We start from the raw sequence: 19,356 nt of genomic DNA, 5'->3' as shown, positions 1-19,356 counted from the left end.
TGAGGACATGCCCCATGCCGATCGATCGCCAGCAACTGCTGAACTGGCCGTTCCAGGACGTCGAGCAGACCTATACCGCGCGCGACACCATTCTCTATGCGCTCGGCGTCGGGCTCGGCGCCGATCCCCTCGACGAGGCGCAGCTGCCGTTCGTCTATGAGAACGGGCTGAAGACGCTGCCGACCATGTCGGTCGTGCTCGGCTATCCCGGCTTCTGGCTGAGCGACCCGCGCACCGGCGCCGACTGGAAGCGCCTCCTTCACGGCGAGCAGTCGCTGGAAGTGTTCGCGCCGCTGCCGGAGGCCGGCACGGTGATCGGCCGCACCCGCGTTGTCGATGTCATCGACAAGGGCAAGGACAAGGGTGCGCTGGTCATTTCCGAGCGCGACATCATCGACAAGGCGAGCGGCACGCTGCTGACGCGCCTGTCCTCGACCTCGTTCCTGCGCGGCGATGGCGGCTTCGGCGGTCCGTCCGGCCCGGTCGCGGCGCCCCATGTCCTGCCGGAGCGCGCGCCCGACCTGACGGTGAGCCTGCCGACCCTGCCGCAGGCGGCGCTGATCTACCGTCTGTCGGGCGACTACAATCCGCTGCACGCCGATCCGAAAGTCGCGCGCGCCGGCGGTTTCGACCGGCCGATCCTGCACGGGCTCTGCACCTTCGGCGTCGCCGGCCACGCGCTGCTGAAGGCGGTCTGCGGCTATCGCCCCGAGGCACTCAAGTCCATGCGCGTGCGCTTCACCGCGCCGGTCTATCCCGGCGAGACGATCCGCACCGAGATCTGGCGCGACGGCACGGTGGTCTCGTTCCGCTGCCTGGTCGAGGAGCGCAATCTGATGGTGCTCGGCAATGGCCGGGCGGATCTCGCGCTTTAGGCGCCCGTCGACGCGCTTTCGTCACGCGTATCGGCAGTCCCTTCGCTCGAAAACGGTCGGCCCGGGCCGGTTCCGGTTGGCGGAAGCCGGCGCGGCTGCTAGTCCGGGCGGATCGAGACGGGAGCCGATGCCATGAGCCGAACGGCCGAGCCCGTGATCGTCACGATCGACGCGGGCTTTCAGCGCTGGGACGAGTTGCTGGCGCTGATCCATGACAGCTTTGCCTATATGCAGGGCGTGGTCGATCCGCCGGCATCGGGACTGGCGCTGACGGCTGCGGCGCTGCGCGCAAAGGCCCTGTCCGAAACGGGGCTCATCGCGCTGGCAGGCGGGCGGATCGTCGGCTGCGCCTTCGTGAGCCCGCGCGAGGATCATCTCTATCTGGGCAAGCTCGCCGTCGCCCGCGACCTGCAGGGCTGCGGCATCGGCCGCCTGCTGGTGAGTCATGCCGAAGCGCTTGCGCGTGCGGCCGGCAAGCCCGCGCTGCAGCTGCAGACGCGCATCGAGCTGACCGGCAACCACAAGGCCTTCGCACGCCTCGGTTTCGTCGAAACCGCCAGGACGGCCCATCCCGGCCATGACCGGCCGACCTCGGTCACCATGCGCAAGGCGCTGGCCGGCGGGGCCGGCTAGAACAGTGCCAGCCCGAGGCTGAGCAGCGCCAGGGCGAGTGCGCTGAACAGGCCGTTCCAGCGCGGCCCGACCTCGATCGGCGTCCGCTGGATCAGCGGCGCGACCAGCAGCACGGAATTGCTCAGCGGCGCGACGCCGACCGACAGGGCCCAGCCGCCGGCGAGCGCGACCGCGAGCTTGATCGGGTCGAGTTCGGGCGGCGGGCTCTGGCCGAGCGCGGAGGCGAACAGAGCCACCGTCACCATGGGGGTGAGGCCGGCGAGCGCCAGCGCCACCACGAGCCAGACCAGCGCGACCAGGAACAGGCCGGGATGGCCGGCGAACAGGCCGACGAGCCAGGGCGCGGCACCGGCGGGGATGAGGTCGACCGCGCCGGCGCTGATCAGGCCGGAGGCGGCGAACAGCGCGGTCTCGTTGCGGCCGGCCGGAAAGCTTGCGCGCGCCGCGCCGCCGATCTGGCCGATCGATCGGCCGATCGCCGCCCTCCAGGCGGCGGGCCCGGTCCAGGCCTGGGCCGTGGCCCAGGCCAAGGTGAAGAGCGGCACGACCAGCATGGTGGCGAGCTGCAGGCTGGAGCCGGTGAGCCAGGCGGTGGCGATGCAGAGCGCGGTGAGCGCCAGGATCAGCCCCGCGAGGCCGAGCACCGCGGTCCAGGGGCCGGGATCGGCCTCGACCGGCGCGACGCTGCGCGGGCGATATTGCAAGCGGTCGACGAGCCAGCCGAGCACGATGATCGTCGCGGCGAGGGCGAAGCCGACGGGGGCGACGTCGATCCAGTGCAGCGACGGCGTGCCCTGCAGGATGGCGATCAGTGCGATCGAGGTCGGCGACCACAGCGGCATGGTGATGAAGCCGCGCATGACGGCGGTCACCATGCGCTTTTCCCGGATGTCGCGAATGCGCGCGTCGGCCGTCGTGTTGGACTGCCGGATCATGGTGGTGAGCAGCGTCAGCGCGCCGAAGGACAGGAGCAGGCCGATCAGGTGACCGCCCCAGGTCAGCGCCCAGTAGCGTCGGCCGGGCGGCTGATTGACCAGGTACCGGCTGGCCCGGAGCATCAGCGGCGAGGTGACCGCGGCCTCGCGCAGCAGCGTCATGGCCACCGGGAAGGCGGCGAAGAACGAGGCCCGGGCGACGGCCTCGGGCAGCGGGGCGGCATTGCCGCGGCGGATCATGGCGGCCACGACCACGGCGATGCCGATGGCGACGAGCAGGCGCGGCACCGGCCGGATGCCGGGCCAGCCGGCGACAAGATAGAGCACCAGGGCAAGCCCGGCCGGGATCAGCCAGACCGACGCGCCGCTCATGCCCTGCGCGATGGTGGCGGCCAGCACGGTGCCGAGCGCGACAGCGGGGACCGGGCTCGGCGCGGCGGAGGTCACGGTCGGCGATGTCACGGCCATGGGCCAGGCTCCGGCATGATCGAGGCGCCGGCCGCGGGCTGCGGCGTGGCCGCCTGCTGCGCAACCCGGCTGGACGGCAATGGGTTACGGGCGCTTGTTGAATCGGAAAATCAGGTCGCGCCCATACCCAGACTGAAGCGGATTTCAGCGCGGCACTACCAACGGCACTGCGGACCGGTCATGCGTTGAGGAAAGTTGCGAAATTGTGTTTCGCATATCCCCAACGGCCTATTGCGGCAGCCGGTGGCGCTCGGCTAGCATCGGTAAAAATAGCGATGGCGAAAAGCCGTTTCGCGTCCTGGAGGAAAACATGCAGTCACCGCTCGCCGGCGTTCGCGTCGTCGACCTGTCGGAGCTTTTGCCGGGGCCCTACGCGACGCAGCTCCTGGGCGATCTCGGCGCCACCGTGATCAAGGTCGAGCGGCCGGGCGGCGACAATGCCCGCGCCATCCTTCCGGGCCTGTTCGCGGCGGTCAACCGCGGCAAGGACAGCATCGTCATCGACCTGAAGACGGAGGACGGCGTCCGCCGCCTGCATGGGCTGGTGGCCGAGGCCGACGTGCTGGTCGAGGGCTTCCGGCCCGGCGTCGCCCGGCGCCTTCGCGTCGACTATCCGACGCTCGCGGCCATCAATCCGAGGCTGATCTATGTTTCCTTGACCGGCTACGGGCAGGCCGGCGCCATGGCCGACCAGCCCGGCCACGACCTCAACTATCTCGCGGCCAGCGGCGTGCTCGGTCTCTATCCGACCCCGGAGCCGGGGCGGCCCTACGGCATCGGCCTGCCGGTCGGCGACCTCGCCGGCAGCATGTTCGCCGTCGTCTCGGTGCTGGCGGCGCTGATGCAGCGGCAGACGAGCGGGCAGGGGCAATATCTCGACGTCGCCATCACCGACGCGCTCAAGCACTGGATGACGCCGCGGCTCGGCATGCTGCTTGCGGACGGGCCGGGCCAGCTCGGCCAGCGTCCCGGCTACGGCCTGTTCACCTGCGCCGACGGCGGCGTGCTGGTGCTCGGCGCGATCGAGGACCATTTCTGGCGCCGCCTCGTCGCCGTGCTCGGGCTCGAGGCGCTGGCAGGCCCCGACCTTGCGACCTACCGGCAGCGCCAGGCCCGACACGAGGCCATCCGCGCGCAGCTCGAGGCGGCCTTCCGGCGCGAGCCGCTCGCCGTCTGGCTCGCCCGGCTCCAGGCCCATGACGTTCCGGCCAACGGCGTGACCGCGCCGGAGGCCATGCTCGATGCGCCGGACGACCGGGTGCTCGGCCGGAGCGGCGGCAGCCTGATCGCCCGGTTCCCGGTCGCGATGCCGGCGCTGCCGCCCGACAGGCGGGCATCGCCGGCCCTCGGGGCCGATGACGCGCGCTACCGGCCCGAGCCGGCCGGGCACAAGACATCACCGGCCGGACTGGTCGCGGTCGAGGCCGGGGCATGACGCACCGGAGTGGAGAGGGAACGATGCACGGTTCGAAGCCGATGATTCTGAAGCGCCGCGCCTTTCTCGCCGGCACGGCGGCGACGGCCGCGAGCCTGTCGATGCCGGCCCTGGCGCGGGCGCAGGGCGCGCCGGTCGTGAAGATCGGCATGATCCAGCCGATGAGCGGCAATCTTGCCGCCTATGCCACCGAGGGTCAGCCGGTCTTCGACTACATGATCCGGAAGATCAACGGCGAGGGCGGCATCAAGAGCCTCGGCGGGGCGAAGATCGAGGTGATCCTCGCCGACGATGCCAGCCAGCCGGCGCGCACTGCCGCCGAGGCCAGGCGGCTCGTCACCGAGCGGCAGGTGTCGATGCTGGTCGGCAGCATCCTGTCGGCGCAGATGCTGGCGCTGACGCCCGTCGTCGACGAATTGCAGATCCCGACCCTGTCGATCTGGGCCGGGGCGGCGCGCTCGAACCAGATGTTCTCGCTCGGCTTTCCCTATGACAAGGGGTATGCCGAGACGCTGGCGGCCTTCATCCGGGAGCTGGCCAAGGCGCCGGCCTTCCGCGTCAAGACCGCGGTCATGGCCTATTCGAACTACGAGGCCGGCCAGCAGGTCAATCACTTCCTCAAGGCCAAGCTCCAGGCCGCCGGCATCCAGGTGATCGGCGACGTGCCGCTCGACACCAAGGCGCAGGACCAGACCGCCGCCATGGTGCGCATCCGCTCGTTCAAGCCCGACGTGGTGACCGGCCTCGTCACGCCGCGCGACGGCATCCTGCTGCACCAGGCGCGTTTCAACCTGAACTATCACGACAGCCTGTTCGTCGGCGGCACCGGCGGCTATTCGGACTTCTCGCTGTGGAAGGAGCTCGGCCAGAACATCGGCGCCTCGGTGCTGACGCGCAACACGTTCGGCATGACCGGCTTCAGCCCCGGCGCGAAGCTCGAATCCATGCAGGCGATCGTGCGCGAGTTGCGGGCCGCCGATCTCAAGGTGGAGATCGGCCAGGCCGCGGTGCAGGCGGCACAGGCCGCGCGCGTCCTGCAGCATGCGCTGGAGGCGGCCGGCAGCCTCGACCGCGCGGCGCTGATGAAGGGGCTGAAAGCGGTCGACATTCCCTTCGGCCACGAGCACCTCTATCTCGCCCGGCCGCAGGGACTGAAATTCGGCGAGGACCGGATGCCGGCGGACAGCACGGCGCTGATGATCCAGTGGCTGCCGGATCATCAGCAGCAGGTCGTGTTCCCCGCCCAGTTCGGCGACGTCGCGCCGCGCCCGCGCGCCTGACCGAAGCGCGGCCGGAGCCGGTGCCCGCCGCGCGCGATCTTCCCCGAGACACCTGATGAGGCGCCTTCGTGGCCATTCTTGAAGTCGACAATGTCAGCAAGCGCTTCGGCGGGCTCAAGGCCGTGTCGGATGTCAGCTTTTCCGTCGAACCGGCCGAAATCCTCGGCATTATCGGCCCGAACGGTGCCGGCAAGACCACGCTTTTCGGGCTCGTTTCAGGCTTCCTGCCGCCGAGCGGCGGCGACGTCCGGTTCAAGGGCCGGTCGATCGTCGGGCTGCCGCCGCACCGCGTCGCGCGGCTCGGCCTCTCGCGCAGCTTCCAGATCGTCCAGGTCTTCGCGGCGATGAGCGTCATCGACGTGGTGACGACCGCCGCGCTGCTGCGCCATCCGATGCGCGAGGCGATCAAGCGGGCGACCGCAGTGCTGGAGCGCGTCGGGCTGCGCGACAAGGCCGAGGAAACGCCGGCCTCGCTGTCGCTCCAGGACAAGAAGCTGCTGGAGCTCGCCAAGTGCCTCGCGACCGAACCCGAAATGATCCTGCTCGACGAGGTCATGGCCGGCCTTACCCTCGGCGAGGCGCAGGTGCCGCTCGCCATCATCCGCGACCTGAGGGCCTCCGGCATGACCTTCGTCATGGTCGAGCACGTCATGCCGGTCATCATGAACACGGCCGACCGGCTGGTCGTCCTCAATTTCGGCGAACAGGTGGCCGCCGGCACGCCTGATGAAATCGTCGCCGATGCGCGTGTCCGCGAGGCCTATTTCGGTGACGATTCCCATGCTTGAGGTCCGCTCGATCACCGCCGGCTATGACGGTAGCACCGCGCTCGACGACGTCTCGATGGAGATCCGCCAGGGCGAACTCGTCGGCCTGCTCGGCGCCAACAATGCCGGCAAGAGCACGCTCATCAACTGCCTGTCCGGCGCCGTCGTGCCGCGGTCCGGCTCGATCCGCTTCGAGGGCGAGGAGATCGTCGGCCTCGCGCCGCACGAGGTGGTCGAGCGCGGCATCATCCAGGTGCCCGAGGGCCGGCTGGTCTTCCCGCAGATGAGCGTGCGCGAGAACCTGCTGATGGGCGGCGTCGGCCGACAGGCCCGCGCCGGCCGCGCCGCGCGCATGGAGGTCGTGCTCGAGACCTTCCCGCGGCTCAAGGAGCGCCTGACGCAGGACGCCGGCACCCTGTCCGGCGGCGAGCAGCAGATGCTGGCGATCGGCCGCGGCATGATGGCAGGCGCCCGCGTCCTCATGCTCGACGAGCCCTCGCTCGGCCTGTCGCCGCTGTTCGTGCAGTACATCTTCGAGACGATCCGCAGCCTGCATGAAGGCGGCCTGACGATCCTGCTCGTCGAACAGAACTCCAACCTGACCTTCCGCCATGCCTCGCGCTGCTACGTGCTGGAGCGCGGCAAGGTCGCCATCGAGGGCCCGAGCGCCGTGGTCAAGGACGACCCCGCGACGCGCAAGGCCTATCTCGGCCTCTAGACCGGAACCGCTTCATGGATACCGACATCCTTCTGCAGGCCGTGGTTCAGGGCCTGCTCATCGGCAGCACCTACGGCACGGTCGCGCTCGGCCTCGGCCTCATCTACAGTGTCTCGGGCGTCGTCAATTTCTCCCATGGCGATTTCCTGTCGCTCGCCATGTTCGTCAGCTATGCACTCTACGCCGCCTTCGCGCTCGACCCCTATGTCTCGGTCTTCGTCACCTTTCCGGTGCTCGCGGTCACCGGCGCGCTGGTCTACTGGACGCTGATCCGACCGGTCATTTCCGGCCACCTCCTGATGATCATCCAGCTGACGCTGGGGCTCAACCTGATCCTGCAGAACGGCATGCTGATGGTGTTCGGCGGCCAGCCGCTCAGGGTGCCCTCGATCATGGAGACCAAGCTGCTGATCGTCGGCGACATCATCATGCGCTGGCCGCTGGTCATCGCCTTCTGCGCCTCGGTCGTGCTCGCCGGCCTGCTGTTCCTGATGCTCAACCGCACGGATTTCGGCCGCAGCATCCGTGCGGTGCACCAGAACCCCAAGGCGGCGGCGCTGATGGGGGTGAACGTCGCGCGCGTGCGCATCCTGGTCTTCGCCCTCGGCATCGGCCTCCTTGCCATTGCCGGCGCGCTGCTGCTGCCCGGCACGCCGCTGCATCCCAGCATGGGGCTGCGCTACACCGTCATCACGCTCCTGACCCTGGTCCTCGGCGGCATGACCAACTTCGTCGGCATCTTGCTCGGCGGGCTGGTCATCGGGCTCTCCGAGGCGATCGGCACCATCTACATCTCCGGCATCCTCGGCATGATGCTGCCCTATCTCATCCTGGTGGTGATCCTCCTGTTCCGCCCCGCCGGCCTTCTGGGGAAAGCCTGACATGCGACCGAACTTCTTCCACGTCGTCCTGTCGCCGTTCTGGTGGGCGGCGCTCGCGGCGCTCGCGACCCTGCCGCTCTGGCTGCCGAGCTATTATCTGCATATCGCGACGCTGGCGCTGATCTATGCCGGTCTTGCCAGCGCCTGGAACATTGTCGGCGGCCTGACCGGGCAGATCTCGCTCGCCCATTCGATCTTCGTCGGCATGGGGTCGGTCTTCGCCAGCGCGCTGCTGCTGCAGCTCGGCATCAATCTGTGGCTCGCGGCCGGCATCGCCGCCGCGCTGTCGGCGGCGATGGGGGCGGCGATCGCCTGGATCGACCATCGCTTCCGGCTCGGCCACCTGTCCTTCGCGCTGATCACGCTCGCCTTCGCCGAAATGGCCGAGCTCGTCGTGCTCGGCTGGGACTTCGTCGGCGGCGCCTCCGGACAGTCGCTGCCGCGCGACGAGGGCCACGTCCTGTTGTTCCAGTTCGGCGGCTCCCACGGCTATTTCTGGCTGGTGCTGACGCTCGCGGCGCTGGCGCTGGTGGTCAACCTTGCCATCATCAATGCGCCGCTCGGCTATTTCCTGCGTGCCATCCGGGACAACGAGAACGCCGCCCAGGCGCTCGGCGTCGGCCTGCTGCGCAACAAGATGATCGCCATGGCGATCAGCGCGGTGCTCACCTCGATGATCGGCACGGCCTATGCGCGCTATTCGACCTTCATCGACCCGCACCTGTTCGCCTCGCCCGTGCTGACCATCGAGATCGTGCTGTTCGCCACCATCGGCGGCCTCGGCACCGCCTTCGGGCCGGTGGTCGGCGCCATCCTCCTGGTGCCGCTCGGCGAACTGCTGCGCGGCCAGCTCGGCGGCGTGCTGCCGGGCCTGCACTACTTCATCTACGGCACCATCGTCGTCGTGGTGATCCTGGCGCTGCCACAAGGGATCGGGCCGACCTTGGCGCGGCTGTTCCGCGGCCTGCGCCGCGCGCCGCCGGCCGAAAAGGCGGGAGCATCGGCGCCGGCCGCCGAAGGGCAGGGCGGCTGAGGCCTCCAGCCTTGCAGGCATGTTGCGCCGGCGCTGGCAATCGGCGCCGGCTTTCGCCACAGTCGGCCGGTCAGGCGGAGAAACCGGAATGATCGACCTCTACTACTGGCCGACGCCGAACGGCTGGAAGATCAGCATCATGCTGGAGGAGGCCAGCCTCGACTACCGGACCGTGCCGGTCAATATCGGCGCCGGCGAGCAGTTCTCGGAGGACTTCCTGCGGCTCAGCCCGAACGGCCGCATGCCGGCCATCGTCGATCACGATCCGCCCGGCGGCGGCGCGCCGGTCAGCATCTTCGAGAGCGGGGCGATCCTCCTCTATCTTGCCGAGAAGACCGGCCGGTTCTGCCCCGCCGACGTCAAGGCCAAGGCGAAGGTCACCGAATGGCTGATGTGGCAGATGGCAGGCTTCGGCCCGATGCTCGGCCAGAACGGCCATTTCAAGCTCTATGCGCCTGAAAAGATCCCCTATGCCATCGACCGCTACGAGCGCGAGGCGAACCGGCTCTACGGCGTCCTGGACGCCCAGCTCGGGCGGACCGGGGCCTGCGTCGCCGGCGACTATTCGATCGCCGACATGGCGATCTTTCCCTGGGTGGTGACGCACAAGCGGCAGGACATCCCGATGGCGCGGTTCCCGCATGTCCAGCGCTGGTTCGCGCAGGTGCGCGCCCGGCCCAAGGTGCAGGCCGGCATGGCGCTCCTGCGCGACAAGGTATCCAACGCCGCGGCCGACGACGAGAAGGCGCGCGACATCCTGTTCCGGAGGCCGGCATGACGATGCTCGAGTTCTTCTTCGACCTGTCCAGTCCCTGGACCTATCTCGGCTTCACCAATGTCCAGCCGCTGGTCGAGCGCACGGGCGCGCGCCTGGTGCTGCGGCCGATCCTGGTCGGCGGTGTGTTCAACGCGGTCAACCAGGACCTCTACAAGCAGCGCGAGAACATGGACAGTCCGCGCATGCGGCACAATGCCAAGGCGCTCAAGGACTGGGCGGCCTTCACCGGCGTCACCATGAACTTCCCATCGGCCTATCATCCGGCGAAGAGCATCCACGCCATGCGCATGGCGACCGCGCTCGAAACCGACCAGCCGGCGCTCCAGCGCTTCGCCAAGGCGGCGTTCGAAGCCTATTTCGGCCGGGCCGAAAATCTCGACGATCCCGACGTGCTGGTCGCGGCGGCCAATGCTGCCGGCCTTGACGGCGCCGCCATCCGCGCCTCGTCGGTCACCGACGAGATCAAGACTCGGCTGAGGGCCAATACCGACGAGGTGATCGCGCGCGGCGGCTTCGGCTCGCCGACACTATTCGTCGACGGCGACGACATGTATTTCGGCAACGACCAGCTGCCGCTCGTCGAATTGGCGCTGAAGCGGCGGAAAGGCTAGCGCGCGGGCGCGCGTCGGGCGCGTTTCCCGACGCTCCTCGGCGCCGGGTGCGGTCGCGCCTGCGGGCCGCGATCGCCTGTCCGGGCCTCAGTCGAGGCGGCGCGCGGCAAGGGCCCGGTCGAAAAGGCCGCGGCCGGCATAGCGGGCCTCACTGCCGAGCTCGCGTTCGATCCGCATCAGCCGGTTGTATTTCGCCGTCCGGTCGGATCGCGAGAGCGAGCCCGTCTTGATCTGGCCGCAGCCGGTCGCCACGGCGAGATCGGCGATCGTGGTGTCCTCGGTCTCGCCCGAACGATGCGACATCATCACGGCATAACCGGCCTTGTGGGCGTGCTCGACGGTGCGCAGGGCTTCGGTCAGCGTGCCGATCTGATTGACCTTGACGAGGATCGCGTTGGCGATGCCTGAGCGGATGCCGTCGTCGAGAAGACCGATATTGGTGCAGAACACGTCGTCGCCGGTGAGCTGGCATGTCGCGCCGATCGCGCGGGTGATCGCCTGCCAGCCTTCGGCATCGGTCTCCGCCATCGGATCCTCGATCGCGCAGATGGGATATTGGCGGACCAGGTCGATCAGGTAGTGCAGGTGCTGCTCGGTGGAGCGGACGAGGTTCTCGCCCCGGTAATGATAGGCGCCGTCCTCGAAGAGCTCGGATGCAGCCGGATCCATGACGATGGCGATGTCGCGGCCGGCCCTGTAGCCCGCCGCATCGATCGCAGCGAGAATGGCGTCGATCGCCTCCGGCGCGCTGCGGATATCGGGGGCGAAGCCGCCTTCGTCGCCGACATTGGTCCGGTGGCCGGCGCGCATCAGCTGCAGCCTCAGGGCGTGGAAGACCTCCGAGCCCATGCGCACGGCTTCGGCAAAGGTGGCCGCGCCGACAGGCATGATCATGAACTCCTGGAAGTCCAGCGGATTGTCGGCATGGGCGCCGCCATTGATGATGTTCATGCCCGGCGCGGGCAGGAGATAGGCATTCGCGCCGCCGATGGCGCGATAGAGCGGCAGCTTCATCGCGGCGGCGGCGGCCCTGGCGACGGCAAGCGAGACCCCGAGCATGGCATTGGCGCCGAGGCGGCCTTTGTTCGCCGTCCCGTCGAGAGCGATCATGGCGTGGTCGATGCCGGCCTGCGACAGCGCGTTCATGCCGTTGAGGGCGGGAGCGATCTCGGTATTGACCGCCGCGACCGCCTTCAGCACGCCCTTGCCGTGGAAGCGGGTGCCGCCGTCGCGAAGCTCATGCGCCTCATGCATGCCGGTCGAGGCTCCGGACGGAACGGCGGCCGACGCCATGGTGCCGTCGTCGAGGACGACATCCACCTCGACCGTCGGATTGCCGCGGCTGTCGAGGATTTCGTGGCCGCTGATATGCCTGATCGCCGTCATCACCGATGCCTTTCCGGCTCTGCCATATGTGAGCCATGTGCACGATAGGGGAGGCCCGCCTCACTCCTGGCGTCGCCGAGCCTCCATGCCTGATGGCTATCGCGGCAAGGCCGGTTCTGCTATCGAGTTAATTGCCTCCATGCGTGAGCTTTTCTGACGAAAGGACAAGTTATGGCCCGGCGCCTTCCGCCGCTCGCCTCGCTCAAGGCTTTCGAAGCGGCCGCGCGGCTCGGCTCGGTGACCCGGGCGGCGGAGGAGCTCGGCCGCACGCATGGCGCGGTCAGCCGGCAGGTCCGCGCACTGCAGGATTTTGCCGGCATCGCCCTGTTCGAGAAGGCCGGAACCGGTCTGCGGCTCAATGCTTCCGGGGAGGCATTGCTGCCGGTGGTGACGCAGGCGCTGGACCAGCTCGAGGCGGGGTGGCAGCGCGTGCTCGACGATGCGCGCGCGCCGAGCGTCCATGTCGCCTGCAGCGCGACCTTCGCGATGCGCTGGCTCGTGCCGCACCTTGCGGGGTTCTACCGGCGCCATCCGGACATGCACGTCAGGCTGTCGATGACGTCGGCGCGCGAGATCCGCCATCAGGGCGCGGACCTGATCGTCGCGTGGGATCGCGCCACCTATCCGGAGCGTGACCAGGCCCGCTCCATCCGGGTCGCCGATGTCGCCTTCGGCCCGGTCTGTGCGCCGGACTATCGGGTTGCGATCAAGGGCCGGCGGCTGACCTGCGCGACGCGCATCCTGCACGAATATACGTCGCGGGCCTGGAGCCTGTGGCAAGCCCATGCGGGGCTGGCCGTCGCCAACACGGCCGAGCTGAGCTTTCCGCACACGCATCTGTGCATCGAGGCCGCCGTCGCCGGGCTCGGCGTGGCGCTCGTCGAGCGGCGCATGGTGCGGGACGACATCGCGCAGGGCCGGCTGGTCGCTCCGGCGGGCTTCGTCGCGTTCGCGGACGGGCTTGCCATCGTGCCCGCCTCGGAACGGTTGGAGACGCCGGCCGCAAAGGCTTTCACCGCGTGGATCGCGGACGAACTGGCCGACGGTCCGTAATCGGGCAGGGCAGCCGATTTCCTCTCAGGTTTCAGCCGGAGCCAGCCGAAATCCGCCGCAAGGTCACACAGAGGTCGGTGATTTCACGTGGAGCCTTCTGCGCGAGCACCCGTATCAGTCGCTCATCGGCGGTCACGAAGCGCCAGTTCCGGCGCGCCGCGAGACAGATATACATGCAGTCATAGGCCGGATGGCTGATATCCGCTGCCAGTGCAGTCGCTCGGGCGAGCAATGCGCGCATGCCGAACAGCTCGATATCGCTGTGCTCGAGCAAATTCGCCGCGAGTGCCGCCTCTTTGCGACTGAGTTCGCCACGTTGAACTTTTTTCGAGAGAATGTTGGCACACTCGACTATCAGCAGCTCCGGTGCCGCAAAACGATGACCTTGCCGCAGGCCGAGCGCGCGAGGCGTCGCGTCTTCTCAGGCCACGCATTTGATGGCGATGCTGGCATCGATGACCGGCGTTTCCGTCACCGCTCATCGCGCCCTTCGCGTAGCAGGACCTCGGCTGGCGTCTGTTTGCGCCGCGCCGTGAGCCGCCTCAATTGGGCCGCGAGTTCATCGAATGAGGGTTCGACCTCGGTTTCCAAGGCCTGTTTTAGAATCTCGCGATGCTCTGCTTCCGCCGAGCGTCCGTGACGGGCGGCACGCGTCTTGAGTTTGGCGATGAGGTGGTCGTCCAAATTGCGGACATGAAGGTTCCCGGCCACCCGATCCTCAATGATCTCATTGAGCACAAAGATGGCAATTGCCGCCCCGCTGATCAAGATTTCGAGCCAGTCACGCGCAAGGTCGCGGACGATTGTCCGAGTCGAGCCGGCAAAGGTGGGCGTTGCTCGTGACGCCCGATCGATCATGACGATCGCAGCGGATAAACCGCGCGAGCAATCCAGTTGTCCTCGTTCGGTCTTGCGGCGTTCGCTCGCCGCCCGATCCGGACCGCGAGCGAACTTTGCAGGTCTGATGGTCGCTGCGCCTCCTCGTCAGAGATTGCGGGCGATCAGCTCCAGCATGATCTCGTTGGCGCCGCCGAAGATCCGGCGAACGCGGGCGTCGGCATAGGCGCGGGCGATCGGGTATTCGGTCATGTAGCCGTAGCCGCCATGCATCTGCAGGCAGGTGTCGACGAGCCGGCCTTCCATTTCGGTGACCCAGTACTTGCACATGGCGGCGGTCTCGACGTCGAGCTTGCCGTCGAGCAGCAGCTCCGTGCAGCGGTCGACGAAGCTGCGGCCGATGGTCACCTGGGTCTTCATCTCCGCGAGCTTGAAGCGGTTGTACTGGAAGTCGGCGATCGACTGGCCGAAGGCCTTGCGGTCGCGGGTATAGGCAAGGGTCGCCTCCAGCGCGCCCTCGGCGCCGGCCATCGAGGACATGGCGACCAGCAGGCGCTCCTGCGGCAGCTCGGCCATCAGCGTGCGGAAGCCGCGGCCTTCCTCGCCGAGAATGTTGGCGACGGGAACGCGCATGTCGTCGAAGAACAGTTCGGACGTGTCCTGCGCCTTCATGCCGAGCTTGTCGAGATTGCGGCCGCGCCGGAAGCCCGGCTGGTCGGTCTCGACAAGCAGGAGGCTGACGCCCTTGGCCCCTTCGCGCGGATCGGTCTTGCAGGCGAGGATCACGACATCGGCGAGCTGGCCGTTGGTGATGAAGGTCTTCGAGCCGTTGACGACGTAGTGGTCGCCGTCGCGAATGGCCGTGGTGCGGATGCCCTGCAGGTCGCTGCCAGCCGCAGGCTCGGTCATGGCGAGCGCGAAGATCACTTCACCGGTCGCCATTTTCGGAAGCCATTTTCGCTTCTGCTCCTCGCTGCCCTGGTGCAGGATGTAGAAGGCCGCGATGTCCGAATGCAGGCGGAAGCCCGGCCCGCTGTAGATCTGCCGGGCGAATTCCTCGGTCATGATCGCGCTGTGGCGGAAATCGCCGCCGCCGCCGCCATATTCCGCGGGGATCGCGGTGCAGAGCAGGCCGAGCTCCCCGGCTTTTTTCCAGAGCTCGCGGCTGACCTGGCCGTCCTTCTCCCACTGGGCGTGATGGGGGGCGACCTCGCGGGCGATGAAGCGGCGCACGCTGTCGCGGAACATCTCGTGTTCGGGCGTGTAGATCGTCCTCGGCACCATGGCCATTTCCTCCTGCGAAGCGTGTCCCTGTGTGTTGGCCTATTCCGTAAGGCGGAATTGATTTCCGCACAAGTTTGACCTTTGATGGAGCCGTATCGAAGATGGGCCCGTCGGACGCAGCGCGGCGGCCGGCCTTGGGCGCCTGGAACGACGGGCGCGATGAGAGAGGAAACCAGATGAGCCAGACGACAAATCTCGACGGCAAGGTGGTGATCGTCACCGGTGCCGGCCGCGGCATCGGCCGCGAGATCGCGCTGCTGGCGGCGGCCGAGGGGGCCAAGGTGGTGGTCAACGATCTCGGCGGCTCGGCCGATGGCGATGGCGCCAGCGCCGCGCCCGCCGAGGAGGTCGTCGCCGAGATCAGGAAGCGCGGCGGCACGGCGGTGGCCAATTTCGACAGCGTCGCGGAGCCCGCCTCCGCCAATGCCATCGTCAAGACGGCGCTCGACAGCTACGGCCGGCTCGACGGCATCGTGAACAATGCCGGCATCCTGCGCGACGCGATCTTCCACAAGATGAGCGTCGCCGATTTCGAGCTGGTGGTGAAGGTGCACCTGCTCGGCAGCTTCTACGTCTCGCACGCGGCCGCCCGGCTGTTCCGCGACCAGGGCAGCGGCTCGATGGTGCACTTCACCTCGACCTCCGGCCTCATCGGCAATTTCGGCCAGGCCAACTACGCGGCCGCCAAGCTCGGCATCGTCGGCATGTCCAAGTCGATCGCGCTCGACATGGCCCGCTTCAACGTGCGCTCCAACTGCGTCTCGCCCTTCGCCTGGAGCCGGCTGATCGGCACCATCCCAACCGAGACCGAGGCGCAGAAGGCGCGGGTCGCCAAGATCCAGGCGATGGGCCCGGAAAAGATCGCGCCGCTGTCGGTGTTCCTGCTGACCGACGCCGCCAAGGACGTGACCGGCCAGATCTTCGCCGTGCGCATGAACGAGATCTTCCTGATGGGCCAGTCCCGGCCGGTCCGGTCGATCCACCGCTCCGAAGGCTGGAGTTGCCAGTCGCTCGCCGAGCACGGCATTCCGGCGCTGAAGACGGCGTTCTATCCGCTCGAGCGGTCGGGCGACATCTTCACCTGGGATCCGATCTGAGGTGACCGGCATGTCCATGGGAATCCTGAGCTACGGCGCGCATGTGCCGCGCCTGAGACTGCAGCGCCAGGCGGCGGCGGAAGCCAATGCCTGGTTCAATCCGGCCCTCAAGTCGCTCGGCAAGGGCGAACGGTCGATGGCCGGCTGGGACGAGGATCCGATCACCATGGCGGTGGAGGCGGCGCGCGACTGCCTCGGCGACCTCCCGCGCGAGACGCTCGGGGCGGTGCATCTTGCATCCACCACCTTGCCCTTCGCCGACCGGTCGAACAGCGCGGTGGTGGCCGCCGCGCTCAACCTGCCGTCCAGCATCCGCACGCAGGACCTGACGGGTTCGCGGCGCGCCGCGACCTCGGGCCTGATCGCCGCGCTGGAAGCGCCGGCCGGGCGCGGCCCGACGCTGTTCGCGGCGAGCGAGAAGCGCAAGGCCAAGGCAGGCAGCGCGCAGGAGCTGCAATATGGCGACGGCGCCGTGGCACTGCTGGTCGGCGAGGGCCGGCCGATCGCCAGGCTCGTTGCCAGCCATAGCGAGACGGTCGATTTCGTCGACCAGTTCCGCGCCTTCGACCGTGCCTTCGACTATGGCTGGGAGGAACGCTGGATTCGCGACGAGGGCTATCTGAAGATCGTGCCGCCGGCAATCGCCGCGGCGCTCGGCAAGGCCGGCATGGCGCCCGACGCGGTCGGCCATTTCTGCATGCCCGGCATATTGCCGCGCATCGCGCAGATGGTCGCGCAGAGGAGCAAGCTGCCGGAAGCATCGGTGCGCGACAATCTGGCGGGCGTCTGCGGCGATACCGGCGCGGCCCATGCCCTGGTGATGCTGGCGCAGACGCTGGAAAGCGCCAAGCCCGGCGAGCGCATCGTGGTGGTCGGCTTCGGCCAGGGCTGCGACGTGCTGGTTTTGGAGGTGACCGAGGCGATCGGCGCGCTTCAGCCCCGGCGCGGCGTCACCGGCAGTCTCAAGCGCCGGCGGCCCGAGACGAGCTATGCCAAGTTCCTGGCATTCAACGACCTGATCCCGCTGGAGCGCGGCATGCGGGCCGAGCTCGACAAGGCCACCGCCATGACGGCGCTCTACCGCAACAACGAGATGGTCCAGGGACTCGTCGGCGGCCGCTGCACGGCCTGCGGCACGCTGCAATTTCCCAAGACCAAGATCTGCGTCGGGCCGAACTGCCATGCGGTGCATACGCAGGTCGACCATCCCTTTGCCGAAATGACCGGCGAAGTCATGTCCTACACGGCCGACATGCTGACCTACAGTCCCGAACCGCCGCAGCATTTCGGCATGATCCAGTTCCGCGACGGCGGGCGCATCATGATGGACATCACCGATGTCGAGCTCGGCAAGGTGGAGGTCGGCATGCCCATGCGCATGGTGTTCCGGATCAAGGATCAGGACCAGCAGCGCGGGTTCACGCGTTATTTCTGGAAGGCGGCGCCGGTCGCCGCCGCTGAGAGCTGAAGGAGCGGGGTTATGGCTTCAGGCATTCGCGACAAGGTCGCCATCCTCGGCATGGGCTGCTCGAAATTCGGCGAGCGCTGGGACTGCAACGCCGAAGACCTGATGGTCGAGGCCTATGAGGAGGCGCTGACCGACGCCGGCATCGAGACCAAGCAGATCGAGGCCGCCTGGTTCGCCACCGGCATCGAGGAGCAGCATGTCGGCAAGTCCGGCGTGCCGCTCGCGGTGGCGCTCAGGCTCGGCTACATCCCGGTGACGCGGGTCGAGAACTATTGCGCGTCCGGCTCGGAGGCGTTCCGTGGCGCGACCTATGCGGTCGCGTCGGGCGCCTGCGACATCGCGCTGGCTCTGGGCGTCGAGAAGCTGAAGGACACCGGCTATGGCGGCCTGCCGCAGCGCGGCCGGGGCGTCGTCAATTCCATGTACTGGCCGAACCTGTCGGCGCCCGGCGTGTTCGCCCAGCTCGGCGCCGCCTACCGTGCCAAGCACGGCGTCGATGCGGGCGACTTCAAGCGCGCGCTCGCCCATATCTCGGTGAAGAGCCACGACAACGGCTCGCGCAATCCGAAAGCCCATCTGCGCAACAAGATCACCGAGGAAACGGTGATGAAGGCGCCGATGGTGGCAGAGCCTCTCGGGCTGTTCGACTGCTGCGGCGTGTCCGATGGTGCGGCCTGCGCCATCGTCACGACGCCGGAGATCGCGCGCAGCCTCGGCAAGCACGATCTCGTCTCGGTCAAGGCGCTGCAGCTTTCGGTCTCGAACGGCACCGAGGCCCAGCACAATTCCTGGGACAGCACCTATTTCGCCACCACCAGGATCGCCTCCAAGCGCGCCTATGCGGAAGCCGGCATCACCAATCCGCGCGAGCAGATCTCGCTCGTCGAGGTGCACGACTGCTTCTCGGTGACCGAATTCGTCACCATGGAGGACCTGCATCTGTCGCCCGAGGGCGGGGCGCTGCGCGACGTGATGGACGGCTTCTTCGATGCCGACGGCAAGATCCCCTGCCAGATCGACGGCGGCCTGAAATGTTTCGGCCATCCGATCGGCGCGTCCGGCCTGAGGATGATCTACGAGATGTACCTGCAGATGCAGGGCCGGGCGGGCGAGCGCCAGCGCCAGCAGCCGCCGGTCTTCGGGGTGACGCACAATCTCGGCGGCTTCCCGCACCAGAACGTCTGCTCGGTCGTCGTCATCGGCCAGCACGGCGCCTGACCGGCGCCGCAGGAGGCATGGATAACCTCGTGGGCCTGTCCCCTTCCTCCCGGGGGCGGGCCTTCTTTTGTGCCGCGGCGCGCCCTCGCCTCACTGCAGCGGTGCGCTCAGCACGGGGTGGTGATGGCGCCTCAGCCTCGCGGCGCCCCACGGTCGGCCCTCCGGCTGATCCTCGGCAGCGGCTTCGCAGCCGTCCTGCAAGGCCTCGGTCATGCCCGCGCCAGCCCTGGCATGCAGCACCGGCAGCCCGGCGGCCCTGGCCATGCGCAGGAGTTCGAGCGTGTCGCGCCCGCCCGGAAAGGCGATGACGAAGTCCGGCCGGCTGTCCGTCAGCATGAAGGCATTGCGGTGTGCCTCGGCCCTGCTGCCGAGCAGCGTCCAGTTCGGCGGATAGCGTATGACATGGACATTGTGCTCACGCGCCCAGGCTTCGGCCGCCGAGCCGATACCCGCGAGTCCGCCGTGAACGAGAACGCTGACCGGCCGTTCGCGATGCTGGCGGTCGAGCGCCTGGCGGATGGCGTCGGCATCGTCGTAGTGGCGCCCGCCACAGATCAGAAGACGCATGGGGTTTCTCCGTTTTGATCGTGGCCCGGCGG

The 19,356-nt window shown here is 68.2% G+C and carries 20 protein-coding genes; 14 read left to right on the top strand and 6 right to left on the bottom strand.

The features are described from left to right. Nucleotides 1-14: 14 nt before the first annotated feature. Together OZ671_RS16710 and OZ671_RS16705 are read left to right on the top strand one after the other, a co-directional pair. A complete protein-coding gene (locus OZ671_RS16710; RefSeq protein ID WP_268861800.1) occupies nt 15-875 on the top strand; it encodes a MaoC/PaaZ C-terminal domain-containing protein in 861 nt (286 codons plus the stop codon). 132 nt (nt 876-1,007) lie between these two features. Then, the gene (locus tag OZ671_RS16705) at nt 1,008-1,508 is read left to right on the top strand and encodes a GNAT family N-acetyltransferase (RefSeq protein ID WP_268861799.1); all 501 of its coding nucleotides are present in this window, start codon (nt 1,008-1,010) and stop codon (nt 1,506-1,508) included. Here OZ671_RS16705 and OZ671_RS16700 read toward each other — a convergent pair. Further along, nucleotides 1,505-2,911, bottom strand: a complete 1,407-nt coding sequence (locus OZ671_RS16700; protein ID WP_268861798.1) for a hypothetical protein — start codon at nt 2,909-2,911, stop codon at nt 1,505-1,507. The two genes, OZ671_RS16705 and OZ671_RS16700, sit on opposite strands and share 4 nt — an antisense overlap. 310 nt (nt 2,912-3,221) lie before the next feature. On the opposite strand from OZ671_RS16700, the gene OZ671_RS16695 reads away from it, so the two are divergent. The 8 genes from OZ671_RS16695 to OZ671_RS16660 all read left to right on the top strand — a co-directional run bounded on the left by OZ671_RS16695 (nt 3,222) and on the right by OZ671_RS16660 (nt 10,414). Continuing rightward, nucleotides 3,222-4,346, top strand: coding sequence for a CaiB/BaiF CoA transferase family protein (locus tag OZ671_RS16695; protein ID WP_268861797.1), 1,125 nt, complete (start codon nt 3,222-3,224; stop codon nt 4,344-4,346). 23 nt (nt 4,347-4,369) lie between these two features. Then, nucleotides 4,370-5,626 (top strand): ABC transporter substrate-binding protein, encoded by a 1,257-nt coding sequence (locus OZ671_RS16690; protein WP_268861796.1) that lies wholly within the window; start codon nt 4,370-4,372, stop codon nt 5,624-5,626. Nucleotides 5,627-5,694: 68 nt separating this feature from the next. Next, nucleotides 5,695-6,414, top strand: coding sequence for an ABC transporter ATP-binding protein (locus OZ671_RS16685; RefSeq protein WP_268861795.1), 720 nt, complete (start codon nt 5,695-5,697; stop codon nt 6,412-6,414). Beyond that, nucleotides 6,407-7,111: an ABC transporter ATP-binding protein gene (locus tag OZ671_RS16680; RefSeq protein ID WP_268861794.1), complete on the top strand. Its 705-nt coding sequence runs from the start codon at nt 6,407-6,409 to the stop codon at nt 7,109-7,111. The genes OZ671_RS16685 and OZ671_RS16680 overlap by 8 nt, the downstream gene beginning before the upstream one ends. 14 nt (nt 7,112-7,125) lie before the next feature. Further along, on the top strand, nt 7,126-7,992 hold the full coding sequence (locus tag OZ671_RS16675) for a branched-chain amino acid ABC transporter permease (RefSeq protein ID WP_268861793.1): 867 nt from the start codon (nt 7,126-7,128) through the stop codon (nt 7,990-7,992). 1 nt (nt 7,993) lies between these two features. Further along, nucleotides 7,994-9,025: a branched-chain amino acid ABC transporter permease gene (locus OZ671_RS16670; RefSeq protein ID WP_268861792.1), complete on the top strand. Its 1,032-nt coding sequence runs from the start codon at nt 7,994-7,996 to the stop codon at nt 9,023-9,025. Nucleotides 9,026-9,113: 88 nt separating this feature from the next. After that, nucleotides 9,114-9,803, top strand: coding sequence for a glutathione S-transferase N-terminal domain-containing protein (locus OZ671_RS16665; protein ID WP_268861791.1), 690 nt, complete (start codon nt 9,114-9,116; stop codon nt 9,801-9,803). After that, nucleotides 9,800-10,414: a 2-hydroxychromene-2-carboxylate isomerase gene (locus OZ671_RS16660; RefSeq protein ID WP_268861790.1), complete on the top strand. Its 615-nt coding sequence runs from the start codon at nt 9,800-9,802 to the stop codon at nt 10,412-10,414. Before OZ671_RS16665 ends, OZ671_RS16660 begins: the two co-directional genes overlap by 4 nt. Nucleotides 10,415-10,501: 87 nt before the next feature. On the opposite strand, the gene eno is transcribed toward OZ671_RS16660, so the two are convergent. After that, complete coding sequence (eno, locus tag OZ671_RS16655) at nt 10,502-11,800, bottom strand: phosphopyruvate hydratase (RefSeq protein WP_268861789.1); 1,299 nt, start codon at nt 11,798-11,800, stop codon at nt 10,502-10,504. A 171-nt stretch (nt 11,801-11,971) separates the two neighbouring features. Here eno and OZ671_RS16650 point away from each other — a divergent pair, with 171 nt between their 5' ends. Continuing rightward, nucleotides 11,972-12,853, top strand: a complete 882-nt coding sequence (locus OZ671_RS16650) for a LysR substrate-binding domain-containing protein (protein ID WP_268861788.1) — start codon at nt 11,972-11,974, stop codon at nt 12,851-12,853. 31 nt (nt 12,854-12,884) lie between these two features. Here OZ671_RS16650 and OZ671_RS16645 read toward each other — a convergent pair whose 3' ends face one another. The 3 genes from OZ671_RS16645 to OZ671_RS16635 form a co-directional block, all read right to left on the bottom strand. Then, nucleotides 12,885-13,247 (bottom strand): type II toxin-antitoxin system VapC family toxin, encoded by a 363-nt coding sequence (locus OZ671_RS16645; RefSeq protein ID WP_268861817.1) that lies wholly within the window; start codon nt 13,245-13,247, stop codon nt 12,885-12,887. A 77-nt stretch (nt 13,248-13,324) separates the two neighbouring features. Beyond that, on the bottom strand, nt 13,325-13,711 hold the full coding sequence (locus OZ671_RS16640; protein ID WP_268861787.1) for a FitA-like ribbon-helix-helix domain-containing protein: 387 nt from the start codon (nt 13,709-13,711) through the stop codon (nt 13,325-13,327). Between the two features lie 126 nt (nt 13,712-13,837). Continuing rightward, nucleotides 13,838-14,974, bottom strand: a complete 1,137-nt coding sequence (locus OZ671_RS16635) for an acyl-CoA dehydrogenase family protein (RefSeq protein WP_268861786.1) — start codon at nt 14,972-14,974, stop codon at nt 13,838-13,840. Nucleotides 14,975-15,150: 176 nt separating this feature from the next. Between OZ671_RS16635 and OZ671_RS16630 the strand changes: the two genes are divergently transcribed. Genes OZ671_RS16630 through OZ671_RS16620 form a run of 3 tightly spaced genes read left to right on the top strand, consistent with a single transcriptional unit; the run spans nt 15,151 to nt 18,757 of the window. Further along, nucleotides 15,151-16,071: an SDR family NAD(P)-dependent oxidoreductase gene (locus tag OZ671_RS16630; protein ID WP_268861785.1), complete on the top strand. Its 921-nt coding sequence runs from the start codon at nt 15,151-15,153 to the stop codon at nt 16,069-16,071. A 10-nt stretch (nt 16,072-16,081) separates the two neighbouring features. Then, complete coding sequence (locus OZ671_RS16625) at nt 16,082-17,539, top strand: hydroxymethylglutaryl-CoA synthase family protein (RefSeq protein ID WP_268861784.1); 1,458 nt, start codon at nt 16,082-16,084, stop codon at nt 17,537-17,539. A gap of 12 nt (nt 17,540-17,551) precedes the next feature. After that, nucleotides 17,552-18,757 (top strand): acetyl-CoA acetyltransferase, encoded by a 1,206-nt coding sequence (locus OZ671_RS16620; protein ID WP_038306869.1) that lies wholly within the window; start codon nt 17,552-17,554, stop codon nt 18,755-18,757. 90 nt (nt 18,758-18,847) lie between these two features. Here OZ671_RS16620 and OZ671_RS16615 read toward each other — a convergent pair whose 3' ends face one another. Beyond that, nucleotides 18,848-19,324, bottom strand: a complete 477-nt coding sequence (locus tag OZ671_RS16615; RefSeq protein ID WP_268861783.1) for a DUF2493 domain-containing protein — start codon at nt 19,322-19,324, stop codon at nt 18,848-18,850. Between the last annotated feature and the right edge of the window lie 32 nt (nt 19,325-19,356).

Source organism: Phreatobacter sp. AB_2022a, assembly GCF_026847585.1.
Lineage (GTDB): Bacteria > Pseudomonadota > Alphaproteobacteria > Rhizobiales > Phreatobacteraceae > Phreatobacter.
Note: the sequence above shows the minus strand (reverse complement) of the source record. Positions and strands in the feature narration are given on the sequence as shown.